This is a genomic window from Paraburkholderia sp. GAS33 (assembly GCF_050436645.1).
GTDB lineage: Bacteria > Pseudomonadota > Gammaproteobacteria > Burkholderiales > Burkholderiaceae > Paraburkholderia > Paraburkholderia phenazinium_B.
Genome location: NZ_JBNDMP010000001.1, coordinates 269,109 through 283,950, shown reverse-complemented (window position 1 = coordinate 283,950; position 14,842 = coordinate 269,109). Strand labels below are relative to the sequence as shown.

16 protein-coding genes are annotated in these 14,842 nt (G+C 63.5%); 8 read left to right on the top strand and 8 right to left on the bottom strand.

Going from position 1 to position 14,842, the window contains the following annotated elements; all coding sequences use genetic code 11:
• Positions 1-13: 13 nt before the first annotated feature.
• Positions 14-907: an L-threonate dehydrogenase gene (ltnD, locus tag P3T24_RS01305; RefSeq protein WP_429431714.1), complete on the bottom strand. Its 894-nt coding sequence runs from the start codon at positions 905-907 to the stop codon at positions 14-16.
• 94 nt (positions 908-1,001) lie between these two features.
• Positions 1,002-1,706: a FadR/GntR family transcriptional regulator gene (locus P3T24_RS01300; protein ID WP_429408162.1), complete on the bottom strand. Its 705-nt coding sequence runs from the start codon at positions 1,704-1,706 to the stop codon at positions 1,002-1,004.
• Positions 1,707-2,015: 309 nt separating this feature from the next.
• On the opposite strand from P3T24_RS01300, the gene P3T24_RS01295 reads away from it, so the two are divergent.
• Complete coding sequence (locus tag P3T24_RS01295; protein WP_429408165.1) at positions 2,016-2,849, top strand: IclR family transcriptional regulator; 834 nt, start codon at positions 2,016-2,018, stop codon at positions 2,847-2,849.
• Positions 2,850-2,959: 110 nt separating this feature from the next.
• Here P3T24_RS01295 and P3T24_RS01290 read toward each other — a convergent pair whose 3' ends face one another.
• The 4 genes from P3T24_RS01290 to phnF all read right to left on the bottom strand — a co-directional run bounded on the left by P3T24_RS01290 (position 2,960) and on the right by phnF (position 6,301).
• Positions 2,960-4,162, bottom strand: a complete 1,203-nt coding sequence (locus P3T24_RS01290; protein WP_429431712.1) for a M20 aminoacylase family protein — start codon at positions 4,160-4,162, stop codon at positions 2,960-2,962.
• A 77-nt stretch (positions 4,163-4,239) separates the two neighbouring features.
• Positions 4,240-4,797 (bottom strand): phosphonate metabolism protein/1,5-bisphosphokinase (PRPP-forming) PhnN, encoded by a 558-nt coding sequence (gene phnN, locus P3T24_RS01285; RefSeq protein WP_429285956.1) that lies wholly within the window; start codon positions 4,795-4,797, stop codon positions 4,240-4,242.
• Positions 4,794-5,546 carry a DUF1045 domain-containing protein gene (locus P3T24_RS01280; protein WP_429431709.1) on the bottom strand — a complete coding sequence of 251 codons (753 nt, stop codon included), beginning with the start codon at positions 5,544-5,546 and terminating at the stop codon, positions 4,794-4,796. The genes phnN and P3T24_RS01280 overlap by 4 nt, the downstream gene beginning before the upstream one ends.
• Positions 5,543-6,301, bottom strand: a complete 759-nt coding sequence (phnF, locus tag P3T24_RS01275; RefSeq protein WP_074269076.1) for a phosphonate metabolism transcriptional regulator PhnF — start codon at positions 6,299-6,301, stop codon at positions 5,543-5,545. The genes P3T24_RS01280 and phnF overlap by 4 nt, the downstream gene beginning before the upstream one ends.
• A gap of 178 nt (positions 6,302-6,479) precedes the next feature.
• On the opposite strand from phnF, the gene phnG reads away from it, so the two are divergent.
• From phnG to P3T24_RS01240, 7 genes are read left to right on the top strand one after another with little or no spacing between them, the layout of a single operon-like run.
• Positions 6,480-6,962 carry a phosphonate C-P lyase system protein PhnG gene (gene phnG / locus P3T24_RS01270; protein WP_429408171.1) on the top strand — a complete coding sequence of 161 codons (483 nt, stop codon included), beginning with the start codon at positions 6,480-6,482 and terminating at the stop codon, positions 6,960-6,962.
• A gap of 23 nt (positions 6,963-6,985) precedes the next feature.
• Positions 6,986-7,612, top strand: coding sequence for a phosphonate C-P lyase system protein PhnH (gene phnH, locus P3T24_RS01265; RefSeq protein WP_074269515.1), 627 nt, complete (start codon positions 6,986-6,988; stop codon positions 7,610-7,612).
• Positions 7,612-8,853 (top strand): carbon-phosphorus lyase complex subunit PhnI, encoded by a 1,242-nt coding sequence (locus tag P3T24_RS01260; RefSeq protein WP_429431706.1) that lies wholly within the window; start codon positions 7,612-7,614, stop codon positions 8,851-8,853. Before phnH ends, P3T24_RS01260 begins: the two co-directional genes overlap by 1 nt.
• Positions 8,850-9,797, top strand: a complete 948-nt coding sequence (locus P3T24_RS01255) for an alpha-D-ribose 1-methylphosphonate 5-phosphate C-P-lyase PhnJ (RefSeq protein ID WP_429431704.1) — start codon at positions 8,850-8,852, stop codon at positions 9,795-9,797. The genes P3T24_RS01260 and P3T24_RS01255 overlap by 4 nt, the downstream gene beginning before the upstream one ends.
• Positions 9,794-10,576 (top strand): phosphonate C-P lyase system protein PhnK, encoded by a 783-nt coding sequence (gene phnK / locus P3T24_RS01250; RefSeq protein WP_074269079.1) that lies wholly within the window; start codon positions 9,794-9,796, stop codon positions 10,574-10,576. Before P3T24_RS01255 ends, phnK begins: the two co-directional genes overlap by 4 nt.
• Positions 10,577-10,584: 8 nt before the next feature.
• Positions 10,585-11,352, top strand: a complete 768-nt coding sequence (phnL, locus tag P3T24_RS01245; protein WP_429408175.1) for a phosphonate C-P lyase system protein PhnL — start codon at positions 10,585-10,587, stop codon at positions 11,350-11,352.
• 36 nt (positions 11,353-11,388) lie between these two features.
• Positions 11,389-12,522, top strand: coding sequence for an alpha-D-ribose 1-methylphosphonate 5-triphosphate diphosphatase (locus P3T24_RS01240; RefSeq protein ID WP_429431701.1), 1,134 nt, complete (start codon positions 11,389-11,391; stop codon positions 12,520-12,522).
• 62 nt (positions 12,523-12,584) lie between these two features.
• On the opposite strand, the gene P3T24_RS01235 is transcribed toward P3T24_RS01240, so the two are convergent.
• The gene (locus P3T24_RS01235; protein WP_429431698.1) at positions 12,585-13,451 is read right to left on the bottom strand and encodes a GntR family transcriptional regulator; all 867 of its coding nucleotides are present in this window, start codon (positions 13,449-13,451) and stop codon (positions 12,585-12,587) included.
• 75 nt (positions 13,452-13,526) lie between these two features.
• A complete protein-coding gene (locus P3T24_RS01230) occupies positions 13,527-14,816 on the bottom strand; it encodes an MFS transporter (protein WP_429431695.1) in 1,290 nt (429 codons plus the stop codon).
• Between the last annotated feature and the right edge of the window lie 26 nt (positions 14,817-14,842).

Below are 14,842 nucleotides of genomic sequence, written 5' to 3'. Positions count from 1 at the left end.
GACAGCGCTCCTGCTACGACTTCGCCGCCGGCACCTCGATGCCGGGGAAAATCTTGATCACCGCCGAGTCGTCCTCGCCGCCGTGCCCCGCCGACGAAGCCATCATGAACATCTGATGTGCCGCAGCCGAGAGCGGCAGCGGAAATTTCGAACGGCGCGCGGTATCCAGCACAAGCCCGAGGTCCTTGACGAAAATATCGACTGCGGAGAGCGGCGTGTAATCGCCCTTGAGGATGTGCGGCACGCGGTTTTCGAACATCCACGAATTGCCGGCGCTATGCGTAATCACGTCGTACAGCGAGTCGGCGTCGACGCCTTCGCGCAAGCCAAGCGCCATCGCTTCCGCGGCGGCGGCAATATGCACCCCCGCGAGCAACTGGTTGATGATCTTCACTTTCGAGCCAAGCCCATGCACGGAACCCAGCCGGTAAACCTTGCCGGCCATCCCTGTTAGCACGTCTTCGCAGGCGGCGTAGGCCGCAGCAGGTCCCGAAGTCATCATCGTCATCTCGCCGGACGCGGCTCGCGCTGCGCCGCCCGAGACGGGCGCGTCGAGCATCTGCAGACCGGCGGCCTCGACACGCTTGCCGAGGTCAAGGGCGAAGTCAGGGGAAACCGTTGCGCTCGCAATCACTACGCTGCCAGGCTTCATGCTGGCCACCGCGCCGTGCTCACCGAACAACACCGCTTCGGTTTGCGCCGCGTTGACCACCAGCGTAATCACCACCTCGCACTGCCCCCCCAGTTCAGCAGGGTTTGCACAGGCGACGCCGCCATCCGCAGCGAAACTCTCCAGCACGGCACTGCGCAGATCGCACGCGTGCACCCGAAAACCTGCCCGCAGCAACGAGCGGGCAACGCCCAATCCCATTGCACCGAGGCCGATGACTCCAACGTTTCTGGACATGCTCTACTCCGAGTGAAATTCGTATGGTTCGACGTGGCCGCGCCAACGGCATGTACCGCTGCGCGCTCGCGTCTCGAGCATCAATGCTCAAGGCTCAGCAAATGCCAGCCTCCGCGAGACGGCGGGCTGCGTTGTACATATGCGTGCGGGCAGCGTTGCGCGCTTCCATCGGATCGCCTGCGCGAATCGCGGCGACAATCGCCGCGTGTTCATCGCGCACCTGGCGCGAAAAGTCTTCGCGCAACGACTCGTTGCGGCGCGTGACGACGGTCCCAGCTTCCAGGTATTGATTCAGAAACGCGAGCGTCTTGAGGAAATAGGGATTTCCGGTGGCCACGGCGATTGCGCGATGAAAGGCCACGTCCTCGGCAACGCCGTCCTGGCCCTCGGCCGCCGCCTCATCGATCTTCGCCAGCGCGGCGTCAATCGACATCATGTCGGCGTCGCTGCGTCGCATCGCGGCTTCGGAGGCGACCTCGGCTTCGATCGCCCGGCGCAACGCGAGAATCTGCAACACCGAGCCAGCCTCGACCGCTTCCGCGTAGTCGATGCGCAGCGGCCGGATCGCGCCGTGTGCCGCGATGAAGACCCCGCTGCCCTGACGCGGCTCCACCACACCCTCGTTCTTCAGGCGCGAGATCGCTTCGCGAATCACCGTGCGGCTCACACCGAACTGCCCGGCCAGCACGGCTTCCGTTGGAAGCTTGCCGCCGCGCGCGAAGGTGCCTTTATCGATCTGCTTGAGCAGTTGCTGCGCGACCGTGTCGCTGAGGGCACGGGCGGGAATCTTCTCGAACATGCGAGTCCCGATTGATCATGTTATCGGGTCATCATACAAATTTATGCCATCGGCTGCATCCGCGAAAACCCTGGGCGGATCACCAGCCCCGCCCGATAATCCGCCTTGTGCAAATCGCCCGTCGATACGCCGCATTCGGCTCAGCTCCGCCAGGAAACAAAATCGGCGAGGTTGGCGAAACGCAGGGCATAAGCTATCTTCACGGCTTTCTGCGCCTGCGCGCGGCCGGGCAACGCACCGTTGGCCCAACTTCGCTGCGCAGGCCAGCGGCGTGCCCATCCGTTACCCCATGCATTCCTGAAGAGGCCCATGAGCAAAGCCCCCCAAGCGTCTCCTGCCGATCCGTCCAGCGCCCCCGACGCGGCGGACGCTCCGGACAGACCGGGCGATTCCTACGTGCAGTCGTTCGCACGCGGTCTCGCGGTGATTCGCGCCTTCAACGCGGAACGGCCGGAGCAGACGCTAACCGATGTTGCTGCCGCGGCCGGTCTCACCCGAGCAGGAGCACGACGCATTCTGCTGACGCTGCAGACGCTCGGCTATGTCGAAACCGAGGGGCGCCTGTTCCGCCTGACGCCGAAGATTCTCGACCTCGGCTTCGCCTATCTGACGTCGATGCCGTTCTGGAATCTGGCCGAACCGGTGATGGAAGAGCTTTCGGCGCAGGTCCACGAAAGCTGTTCGGCGGCGGTGCTCGATCGCACCGAGATCGTCTATGTGCTGCGCGTGCCCACCCACAAGATCATGACGATCAACCTGTCGATCGGCAGCCGCCTGCCGGCGTATTGCACGTCCATGGGCCGCGTGCTGCTGGCTGCGCTCGACGACGAAGCGCTCGACGCCACGCTCGGCTCCACGCCTTTGTACGCTCACACGGCGCGCACGGTCACCGACAAGGAAGAGTTGAAAAAGATCATCGCCCAGGTGCGCCGTCAGGGGTGGGCGATCGTAGATCAGGAACTGGAAGGCGGCTTGATTTCGTTGTCCGCACCGATCCGCAACCGGCAAGGGCGCGTGATCGCGGCGATGAACATCAGCGGCAATGCACAGCGTAATTCCGCCAAGCAGATGGTGAAGGCTTTTCTGGAGCCGCTGCAGCAGGCGGCGCAAAACGTGTCGGACCTGGTGGCGCGGCGCGGGTAGGTGGTCGCACCCGCTGTGTTCTCACCCGCGCTCGCCTCAGTCCACTACCCTATCCACCGCTTTATCTGCCGTGTCCCGCAGCGTTAAAGTCAGGGTATCCAACGACTCGCTCACTGGCCCAGATAGCGCTCGACGAGCCGCGTCCAGTACGCCGCACCCACTGTCAGGTTGCGGTCGTTGAAATCGTAGTGCGGGTTGTGCACCATGCAGCCGTCCTCGCCCACGCCGTTGCCAATGCGCAGAAACGTGCCCGGCCGCTTTTGCAGCATGAACGCAAAGTCTTCGCTGCCCATCAGCATGTCGGTCTGTGCGACCACCTTGTCGTCGCCCACCAGTTCGCGCGCCACTTCAATGGCGAAGTCCGTTTCGGTATCCGAATTTACTACCACCGGATAGCCTTCGATGTACTCCACCACCGCCTTCGCGCCATAACTTTCCGCCTGGCTCTCGGCCAGCTCGGTGATGCGCTTTTTCAATAGCGCGCGCACTTCCGGATTGAACGAACGCACGCTCAACTCCAGCCTGGCTGTACTGGAGATCACGTTATTTGCGGTGCCCGCATGCATCGAGCCAACCGTTACAACGGCGGCCTGCGACGGGTCGACGTTGCGCGCCACGATGGTCTGCAAGGCCATCACGATGCTGGCCGCTACGACCACGGGATCCACCGTCATGTGTGGACGCGCGGCATGCCCGCCAACGCCTTCAATGGTGATGATGGGCTTGTCGCCCGCAGACATGAACGGCCCCTTGCGAAACAGCAATACACCCGGTTCCGCGCCCGGATGGTTGTGCATGCCAAACACCGCATCGCAGGGAAAGCGTTCGAACAGACCGTCTTCGATCATCTTCTTCGCACCGCTGTCGATCCCGCTTTCTTCAGCCGGCTGGAAATATACGTGTACCGTGCCCGAGAACCGCCGCGTCTTCGCCAGATGCTCCGCGGCGCCGAGCAGCATGGTGGTGTGACCGTCATGGCCGCACGCATGCATCTTGCCGTGGTTACCGCTCGCGTATGCCAGGCCGGTCTCTTCGACGATCGGCAGCGCGTCCATATCAGCGCGAATGCCGATGCTGCGCTTGCCGCCGCCCGCCTTGAGCGTGCCGACCACACCCGTGCGCCCCACCCCACGCGTCACTTGCCAGCCCCATTGTTCGAGCTTGCCGGCCACCAGCTCAGCCGTCGCGACCTCTTCGTAGGCCAGCTCCGGATGATGATGAATGTGGTGGCGGATTTCCCGCAGGCTCTCGGCAACAGGCGCGAGATGTTCGACTTCAGTGAACTGGCCGGCGGGATGGGATGCTTCGCTCATCGTGGACTCCAAATGGTTTTAGCGCCGCAATCAATACGGCGAACTGACGACGACGATAGTATGCCCTTGCTGCGGAATCAAAGTCCGAAGGCGACAGCGCCGCGTACTACTTCGACGAAGGCGTGGCCGGCGTCTTCGAGCGCGCCGGAGTTGTCGATCGTGGTCATGTGCACGCCATCCGGCAAGGAAAATGGCGCCCGCCGCGCGAGACGTGCCGCGACCTGTTGCGCGCTTTCGCGTGCCCGTGCGCCGAGACGTGCTTCAAGCACGTGAGGCGCAGCGTCGATATGAACCACGTCGACCGATGGATAACGCTCGAGCGTTTGCTGCAAATGCTGGCGCGAACCATTGATGACCACGGTGCAACCCTGCTCGAGCCACGCGTCGAGCTCAATGCCGATGCCGTAACGCAGCCCATGGCTCGACCATTCGAGCGCAAAAAGGCCAAGGGCGGAGCGTACTTCGAACTCCTCCAGGGTCAGCTCGACGTGATCCTCGCCGTTGCCGCTGGCCCGCGTAATGTATCGATGTGCAAACAGGATGGGCTCCCCTACAACACGCTTGCGGGCGAAGCCCAGCAGCGAATCCTTGCCGGCGCCGGACGGGCCCATCACATAGATCAGACGGCCATTCACTGTTGCTCTACTCCCTCAGTCTGAAACGGCAGACGCTGCCATAGCACGAAGGGTTCGCCCGGCGCCGGTTCGACGAACAGCGCCGCACTGTCGACCATCAGCGGACCTAGCGCAGCAATCCTGTCATGCCACCACGCGACGAGCGCCGCGCGTTCGTGCGCGGCTTCGAGCGAACTGGACAACGTCATGTGAAAACGGAACTCGTCGAACACGTATGGATAGCCCCATTCGACGAGCAGATCGCGCTGGCGATCGGTCAGCGGCGTAGTGAGACGGCGCGCCAGATCCGCAGCGGAAGGCTTGGCGCGCAAACCGTCGAGCGTACGCAGAGCGCTCGAGGCCAACTCGCGCATGCTGGCTTCGCCGATGGGCTCAGCCGGCCGCAGCGCGACAAAATCGCCAAGCGTGGCGGCTTCCACCGGCAAGACAAAGCGCTTTTGCTGTTGCGCCCAACGACGCGCATCATCGAGTACCCCACGCGGCGTGACACCGTCAGCAAGTCGAAAGGGAGCGACCAGCGTGCCATGCCAGCCGTAGCGGCGTGGCGCTTTCGTCAGCTCGCTGACGCTGCGCGTGAGCGCCGCCGGTTGCGGCGGCGTGTAAGGAACACCGCTCTCCACATCGCCGCCGAGCCATTCGGAACCAGCCAACCACCACGCGGAATCGCGCGACGGCGCGTAATACACCGCGAAACGCGCCTGCCCAGACCATTCGAACGCTTCGTTCGCCTTCCACGCCGCGTCGCTCATACGTCGTTTTCCACCAGCAGTTGCACGCGGTCCGCCGCGAAATGCGTCACGCCATATTTGATCGGCGTACCTTCCACGTCGACGTCGACGTTCTCGACCCACAACACCGGCTGCTGCCGGTTGATATTCAGCCGTCGCGCGACTTCCGGCTCGGGCAGCACGCTGCCGATGCGGCTCCACTTACGCAAATAGTCGGTTACGCCGAACTCGGCCAGCGCCTTTGTGATACCTCCGGTGCGTTCAAGCACGTCGGGGAGATCCGCGAAACGCGCAGCCGGATACCAGCTGCGTGCGAAGGTCAGCGGCACGCCGTCCGACTCGTGCATCGACTCGATCCGGTAGACCGCCGCGCCGGCGCGCAAGCCGAGCGCCTTCGCGACGTTCGGTTCGGCCTTCGCCCGGGCCGCCGACAACATGGCGCCGGCCGCCGCGTGATGCTGCTGGCGCAGGTTCTCGGTGAAGCGTGTACGGCGGCCGATCGTATAGTCGATCGCGCCGGGCTGCACAAAGGTGCCGCGCCCCTGCTCCACGCTCACGAGGCCAAGTGCGGCCAGCCCGAGCATGGCGCGGCGCACCGTGTGACGGTTGACGTCAAAGCGTTTGGCAAGCTCGCCTTCGCTCGGCAGGCGCCCTTCCGCGCCGAAACCACTGGCCGCGATCTCGGCCGCGAGGATCTGCTCGATCTGCCGCCACACGGCAACGCCCGCGCCCCGTTCGAGCTGTTTGCCCGGCGTAGCGGTGTCGTTCGATGTCATGGTGCTGTCATTCCCTTCAGTTCAAATATTCATTGTGACGTGCATTGTAGTGCGCAAGCCGTGATGGAAATATGAAAACACGAGCGTCCTGCAAGCACAACTATCTTACCTCTAAACGTCTAGACGTTTAGACGAATAGATGGTCAAATGTCTACTCGCCGGACCAACAGGAACCTCGATGAGCGCCTCTTCCGCCACGCCCTCCTCCGCCATGCGGCGCGCATGGATGGCCGTGCTTGCCCATACGCCGCGCGCCGAACTTGAAGCCGCACTGAGCCACGCGCTGGACGGCGCGAGTCCGCCGGAATTCGACTGGCTACGGCCGCCCGAAACCGGTCTCGCCATGGTGCGCGGCCGCGTCGGCGGCAGCGGCGACGCCTTCAATCTCGGCGAAGCCACCGTCACCCGCGCCACGCTGCGCTTGCGCAGCCCGGCCGAGCAGGCGCCGGTGGGCGTGGCCTGTCATCTGGGCCGCGACCGGCGTCGCGCCGAACTCGCTGCGCTGGCCGATGCGCTACTGCAATTACCTGAGCAGCACGCGCGGCTGCATGGCCAACTGATCGAACCGCTCGCCGCGCAGCTCGCCGAAAAGCGCGCGGCACGGCGAGACGAAGCCGCGTCGACACGCGTCGAATTCTTCACCATGGTGCGGGGCGACTGATGGACAACCTGACAAAAAACGCGATGAACTCCTCACAGATTGCCCTCTCCACCCTTGCCCCTGGTTTTGTGGATCCGGTGCACGACACCCAGGCGGTGTTCCGCACGCTGCTCGATGCGCTATCGCGGCCGGGCACGGTGGGTGTCGTAGAGAACGTGCTGCCCGCATCACAGGCATCCGGCACACACCGCTCGCGCGCCGAACTGGCTGCTTTAGCAGCGCTTCTGACACTGTGCGATTACTCGACACCCGTATGGCTCGCGCAACCGGACGCCGCGCTGGCCTCGGCATTGCGCTTTCATACCGGCGCACCGCTCGTCGACGATGTGCACGACGCTGCGTTTGCGTATATCCATGACGCTGCGCTGTTGCCGGAACTCGAACACTTCTCGCTCGGTGCGGCGGAAACGCCGGAGCAATCGGTGACCTTGCTGATCCGCGTCGATGCGCTGACCGGTGGACCCAGCGTCGTGCTGAGCGGCCCTGGCATCGAACGCACGGCCACCATCGCGCCGCTCGGGCTGCCCGAACATTTCTGGCGCGAGCGCGCCAGCCTCGCGCCGCTGTTTCCGTGCGGCATCGATTGCTACCTCGTCTGCGGCAACACGCTGATCGGTCTGCCGCGCACAACTCATGCAAAGGTGAACTGATGTACGTTGCCGTCAAAGGTGGAGAACGCGCGATCGAAGCATCGTGGCGTCTGCTCGACAAGTCGCGCCGCGGCGATACGCGGCTCGCCGAATTGGGCGTCGGGCAGATCCGCGAACAGTTGCGGCTCTCGGTGGCCCGTGTGATGACCGAAGGTTCGGTGTACGACGAAGATCTCGCGGCACTCGCCATCAAGCAGGCCGCCGGCGATCTCGTGGAAGCGATCTTTCTGCTGCGAGCGTATCGCACGACGTTGCCGCGCTTCGGATATACGCAGCCGCTCGACAGCGAAGCGATGGTGGTCGAGCGTCGCATTTCGGCGACCTTCAAGGATCTGCCGGGTGGGCAGTTGCTCGGCGCTACTTACGATTACACGCAGCGTCTGCTCGATTTCTCGTTGATGGCTGACGAACAGGCAAACGGTGGAAATACTGATGACGCTTTACACAGCGCTGCTGCCACGGCCGCCGCTCAGCGTGCAGCGCTCGGCGACACCGGGCCCGAATCGATGCCCCGGGTCGTCTCCCTGCTCAACAAGGAAGGCCTGATCGAACAGGAAAAACCCGCACCCGGCTCAGCGGAGCCCGGCGATCTGACACGTGAGCCGCTCTCGTTTCCGGCAGACCGTGCAACACGTTTGCAGAATCTCGCGCGCGGCGACGAAGGCTTCCTGCTGGCTATGGGTTATGCGACGCAGCGCGGTTACGCAAACTCGCATCCGTTCGCGGGCGAAATCCGTTTCGGCTCGGTCAGCGTCGAGATGGAACTCGATGAACTGGGCGAAGCCGTCGAGATTGGCGAGATCGACATTACCGAATGTCAGATGATCAACCAGTTCGCCGGCAGCCTCGAGGTTCCGCCCACCTTCACGCAGGGCTACGGTCTCGCCTTCGGTCACTCGGAGCGCAAGGCGATGGCCATGGCGCTGGTGGACCGTGCGTTGCGTGCCGAAGAGCTGGGCGAAACGCTCGCATCGCCGACCCAGGATATCGAATTCATGCTGTCGCATAGCGATAACGTCGAAGCCTCTGGCTTCGTCCAGCATCTGAAGCTGCCTCACTACGTCGACTTCCAGGCCGAACTCGAACTCGTGCGCCGTTTGCGTGCGCAACATGCGGCACAAGTTGCGGAAGCGGAACCGGCTACAGAAGCGACGCAGGCGAAATCAGCAGCAGAACCTGCAGAAACGCCGCAGACGCTGCAACCCGCCAACGGCCACGATCATCAGGAGCAAGCCGCATGAACGCGCCCGATCCACAACTTACCGGCGGCGCGCCATACGACCGCGCGGCCGAAGGCTACAACTTCGCCTATCTCGACGAGCAGACCAAGCGGATGATCCGCCGTTCGCTCCTGAAGGCCGTCGCGGTACCTGGCTATCAGGTACCGTTCGCTTCGCGCGAAATGCCGTTGCCTTTTGGTTGGGGCACGGGCGGGATCCAGGTGACCGCTGCGATCATTGGCCGCGACGACACGCTCAAGGTGATCGACCAAGGTTCGGATGAGACCACCAACGCGGTCAATATCCGCCGCTTTTTTGCGCGCACTACCGGTGTAAAGACCACGCGCCGCACGTCGGAAGCGACGATTGTGCAGACCCGTCACCGCATTCCCGAAACACCGCTGACCGACAAGCAGATTCTCGTCTATCAGGTGCCGATGCCCGAGCCGTTGTACCGGCTTGAGCCGCGCACCGCCGAAACCAAGAAGCTGCATGCGCTGGCCGACTACGGTCTGATCAGCGTGAAGCTCTATGAAGACATCGTGCATCACGGTGGAATCGCTACGACCTACGACTATCCGGTGATCGTCAACGAGCGCTATCTGACGTCGCCCTCGCCGATCCCGAAGTTCGACAATCCGAAGATGCACATGAACGCCGCGCTGCAACTGTTCGGCGCGGGCCGCGAGCGGCGCATCCATGCCATTCCGCCGTACACGCGAGTGCGCAGTCTCGACTTCGATGACCATCCGTTCGAAATCCAGCACTGGGAGCATGCGTGCGCGCTGTGCGGATCGAGAGAAAGCTTTCTCGACGAGATGATCGTGGACGATCAGGGCACCCGCATGTTCGTGTGCTCGGATAGCGACTACTGCCACGACCGGCGCGAACAGCAGACCGGCGACGCGGGCGAAAGCGACGCGCCAGGCGCGCTCGTCAAGCACGCCGAAGGAGAATCCGCATGACCGCACGCCTCACACCGCTGATGAGCGCCCGCGCCATCACCAGGCAATACGGCGGCCGTAACGGCTGCAGGAACGTGAGCTTCGATCTGTATCCAGGCGAGGTGCTGTGTATTGTCGGCGAATCGGGTTCGGGCAAAACGACCTTGCTGAACACGCTGGCGCTGCGAACCGAGGCCGATAGCGGCACGCTGCACTATCACGCCACGCACGGCGAAAAGCTCGACTTGCTGGCCATGTCCGAGCCGCGCCGGCGTTTGCTGATGCGCACCGAATGGGGCTTCGTCCAGCAAAATCCGCGCGACGGCCTGCGCAGCGGCGTATCCGCGGGCGCCAATATAGGCGAGCCGCTGATGGCGGTCGGCGCGCGCCACTACGGGCAGATTCGCGCTACCGCGACGCAATGGATGGAGCGCGTGGAACTCGACGCAACGCGCATCGACGAATTTCCCGCCGCGTTTTCCGGCGGCATGCAGCAGCGTCTGCAGATCGCGCGCAATCTCGTCACCGGGCCGCGCCTCGTGTTCATGGACGAACCCACCGCCGGTCTCGACGTCTCCGTGCAGGCGCGTCTGCTCGACCTGTTGCGCACACTCACCAGCACGCTGCATCTGTCGGTGCTGATCGTCACGCACGATATCGGCGTGGCGCGTCTGCTCGCGCATCGTTTGATGGTCATGCAAGGTGGTGAAGTGGTCGAATCGGGTTTGACCGATCAGGTGCTCGACGATCCGCAACACCCATACACGCAAACGCTGGTTTCTTCCGTCCTGCCGGTTTGAGGTTCACGATGTCATCCATCGAATCACGCGCGTCTGAACGCGCTTTCATCGACAACCCAGCGCTGATGTTGCGCGCCGTCGATATCCGCAAGACCTTCACGCTGCATGCCCAGGGCGGTGTGCAGATCGATGCGCTCGCGGGCGTCTCGCTGGACGTCGAGCAGGGCGAATGCGTCGTGCTGGTCGGGCCGTCTGGCATCGGCAAGAGCACGCTGCTGCGCTGCCTGTATGGCAACTATCTGGCGAGTTCAGGCTCCATTGCGATCCGCTCGGATGCAGACGAGGCGCAGCACGTCGCCCTTACCGGCGCCGAACCGCATGACGTGTTGCGTTTGCGGCGCAACGTGGTCGGCTATGTGAGCCAGTTTCTGCGGGTCATTCCGCGCGTCACCACGCTCACGCTCGTTGCCGAACCGCTGGTGTCGCGAGGCGTGGCGGAAGAAGAAGCGCTCGAGCGAGCCGCCGCGCTGCTGACGCGTCTGAACGTGCCCGAACGGCTGTGGTCGCTCGCGCCCGCCACGTTTTCCGGCGGCGAGCAGCAACGCGTGAACATTGCGCGCGGCCTGATCGCCGGTCATCCGTTGCTGCTGCTCGACGAGCCCACGGCTTCGCTCGATGCCGGGAATCGCGACGTGGTCGCCGATCTGGTCATCGAAGCGCGCGAGCGCGGCGCGGCCATTGTCGGTATCTTTCACGATGAAGACACGCGCGCGAAGGTGGCGACACGCCGCCTCGAACTTCAGCCACCGCTGCGTCATCAAGCGGCGCTACACTGAGCAGTGAAACCAGCAGACTGACTACGGAGCATGTCGATGTTGATCAGGAACGCTCGCATCGTGACGCGAGACGAAGTATTCACCGGTGTGGTGCGCATCGAAGACGGCAAGATCCACGACGTCGAACGCGGCACCACCTCGGCACGCGAAGCAGAAGACTGGGACGGCGATTTCCTGCTGCCGGGTCTGATCGAACTGCATACGGACAATCTCGAGAAACATCTCGTGCCGCGTCCGGGCGTGGAATGGAATACAGATGCGGCCTTCGTGATCCACGATGCACAAGTAGCCGCCGCGGGCATCACCACCGTATTCGACGCGCTCGCCATCGGCACACGCGCGAATGCCGGCATCCGTGGCCGCGATCTGCAAACGAAATGCGCGCGGGCCCTCACGCGCTTCCATGAAAAGAATCTGCTGCGTGCCGAGCACTTTTTGCATCTGCGTTGCGAGATTGCCACCGCCGACGTGGTCGAAGTGTTCGATTCGTTGTGCAAGCATCCATTGCTGCGCCTTGCTTCCGTGATGGATCACACGCCGGGCCAGCGGCAGTGGCACGACCGCGAGCAATGGCGCCGCTTCCAGGAACGCAATGGCAAGCTCACCGACGAGCATGTGACAACCGCGTTGGCCGAACTGGCTGACGAGCAGGAGCGTTATGCGGATGCGCACCGCCGCGAGATCGTCGCGCGCTGCAAAACCCTCGGTGTGCCGGTAGCGAGCCATGACGACACGCTCGTCGAGCACGTCGCACAGGCCGCAGCCGAAGGCATCGTGCTGGCGGAATTCCCGACCACCCGCATCGCCGCCGAAACCGCACGGGAGTACCGTATCTCCACTATCATGGGCGCGCCGAACATCGTGCGTGGCGGTTCGCATTCGGGCAACGTGTCCGCGCTGGAACTCGCCAAGGCGGATCTGCTCGACATCCTGTCGTCCGATTACGTGCCGTCGAGCCTGCTCACTGCCGTCTTCGACCTGGTGGCCAAGGCCGGCTGGACGCTGCCGCGCGCCATGGCGACCGTGTCGGCCGAGCCTGCGCGCACGGCGGGGCTGCACGACCGCGGTGCGATCGCGCCGGGTCTACGGGCGGACTTCGTACGGGTGACGATGCTCGATACATTGCCGGTGCCCCGCGCCACCTATCGCGAGGGGGCGCGGATCGTGTAAGCGGGGTGTGGGCTCTGCAATCGCCGGTTGTGACGCTTCACAACAGGATTCCCGGGCCGGCATCATACCGATAGCGGCACACGCTCGGGCTCGTCTGCATCGAACCAGTCGGGATTGCGCGCGGCGATCGGACCGAGCGACACCAGAATCTCGCGCAGATGCCGGCGCATTGCATCCTCCGCCGCGCCGGCGTCGTGGGCCTTGAGCGCCGCGAGAATCTTCGCGTGCTGGCGGATCAGCAGATCGAGCGGCGAAACATCAGGAAGGCTCAGGTAACGCACGCGGTCCATCTGCGCCTTGATATCCTGGATCGCTTCCCATGCGGCCGTGCAGTCGATGGCCTGCGCGATGCCGTAGTGAAACGCTTCGTCGAGCACCAGAAACGCGGCCGTATCGTTCGATTTCGCCGCGAGTTTCTGGTCTCGCAGATTGTCGGCCAGCGCCTGCAACTGCTCGTCGGTAATCGCTACTGCGGCCTTGCGTACCACGGCGGTTTCGATCGCCTCGCGAATGAAGCGCCCTTCGCGCACCTTGCGCGGCGAAATCCTCTTCACCAGCGTACCGCGCTGTGGCAACACCTGCAGCACGCCCGTCTCCACCAGCTTGATAAAGGCCTCGCGCACCGGCTGGCGCGACACCTGGAACATTTCCGATACTTCCTTCTCCGATAGCGGCGTGCCAGGCACCATCTGACCCGCGAAGATCGCCTCGCGCAAAGCGCGGAAAATCTGCCTGCTGATCGGTTCGTGGGAATCGAACGAGACGTTTTCGGTGAGATCGGGCAACGCAGCACGCGGCTCAACCGCTGCACCGACGCGGCGGCGGCCACGGACAGATGTCAGCAAGCCGTCGACGGGCAGCGAAGGTGCGACAGCGCGGGAGTTCTTGATCGGCATCGGACAGGACGGCTGCAGGGAATGAGAGAACACTAAACAGCGCACCGGCAGAGCTGGCAGTGCGCAACAGCAGCGCCCCCGGATACTGACCGCAGGCGCCGCACCATACTACCATGCACGTTTAACCAATACCGAAGGCCGCGGCTCGCGGATCCACACCACTGAGCAGAGTGCGCCGAGAACGGCAATCGTGCCGGCAAGGACGAACGCGCTACCGTATGCGCCATGCGTCGCCTGCACGATGAAGCCCGTCACTGCCGGACCAATCACGCCGGCCAGATTTGCCAGCAGATGCACAAAGCCACCCACGCCGCCGACATGCTCGCGCGGCACCGTGTCCTGGATCACGGCCCAGTAGACCGAACCGGTCGCGTACAGGAAGAAGATCGATACCGACATCAGGGCAACCGCGCTCTGTGTGCTGGCAACACGTCCTGCGAGCGCCACGCACACCGCGGCCGCGCCAAGACACACGCCAAGCACGAGCTTGCGCGACAGCAGGGGCTTGCCGGTCAGCCGCAGAATGCCGTCCGAAATAAAACCGCCCGCCGCGAGGCCTACGCTGCCGAGCAGCCACGGAATGACGGTGGCGAAACTCATGTCGCGCAGGCTCAGATGGTGCGCCTCGATGAGATACGTCGGAAACCACGAAAGGAAGAAGAACAGCACGTAGTTGTAGGCGAAAAATGCGCAGGCAGTGGCCAGAATCACCGGCAGGCGCAGAAAATGTCCAAGGCCGACCCGCTCGCCGCCGGCATCGTGCGAAATAGCGTGTTCGTCGGCCTGCCCCGCCGCGATCAGTTCGACTTCCTCACGAGCGATACGGGGATGGTCCTGCGGATGCTCCGTCGTCGTGGTCACCCACAGCACCAACCACGCAAGGCCCAGCAGCATGATCGCCACGAACGCCCAGCGCCAGCCGAAGCGCACCGCCATATAGCCCACCACGGGGCCGGCCAGCGCGCCTCCAAGCGGCGTACCCGAGCTGATCACGCCGATCGCGCTCGCCACTTCCTTGCGCGGAAACCAGTTGTTCACCATCTTGCTGTTCGTCGAACTGAAAGGCCCTTCGCCCATGCCGAACAGCACACGCAATACGATCAGCGAAACGATTCCGCTCGCCAGAGCAGTCGCACCGCAGAAGATCGACCACACGCCCATCGCCGTGCCGAACACGAGTTTTGCACCCATGCGATCGGACAACAGGCCACCCACGAAATTGAACAACGCATAGCCAATAAAGAAGCTGCTGAATACGATGCCCATCTGCGCATGCGAAAAATTCAGGTCTTTCTGGATCAGCGGCGCGGCAATCGAGAGAGCCGCACGGTCGAGGTAGTTGATGACGCCCGCGAGGAAAAACAGTGCGACGACGAACCAGCGCTGGCTCTTGATCATGAAATGTCTCCTACGTGACGCCTCTT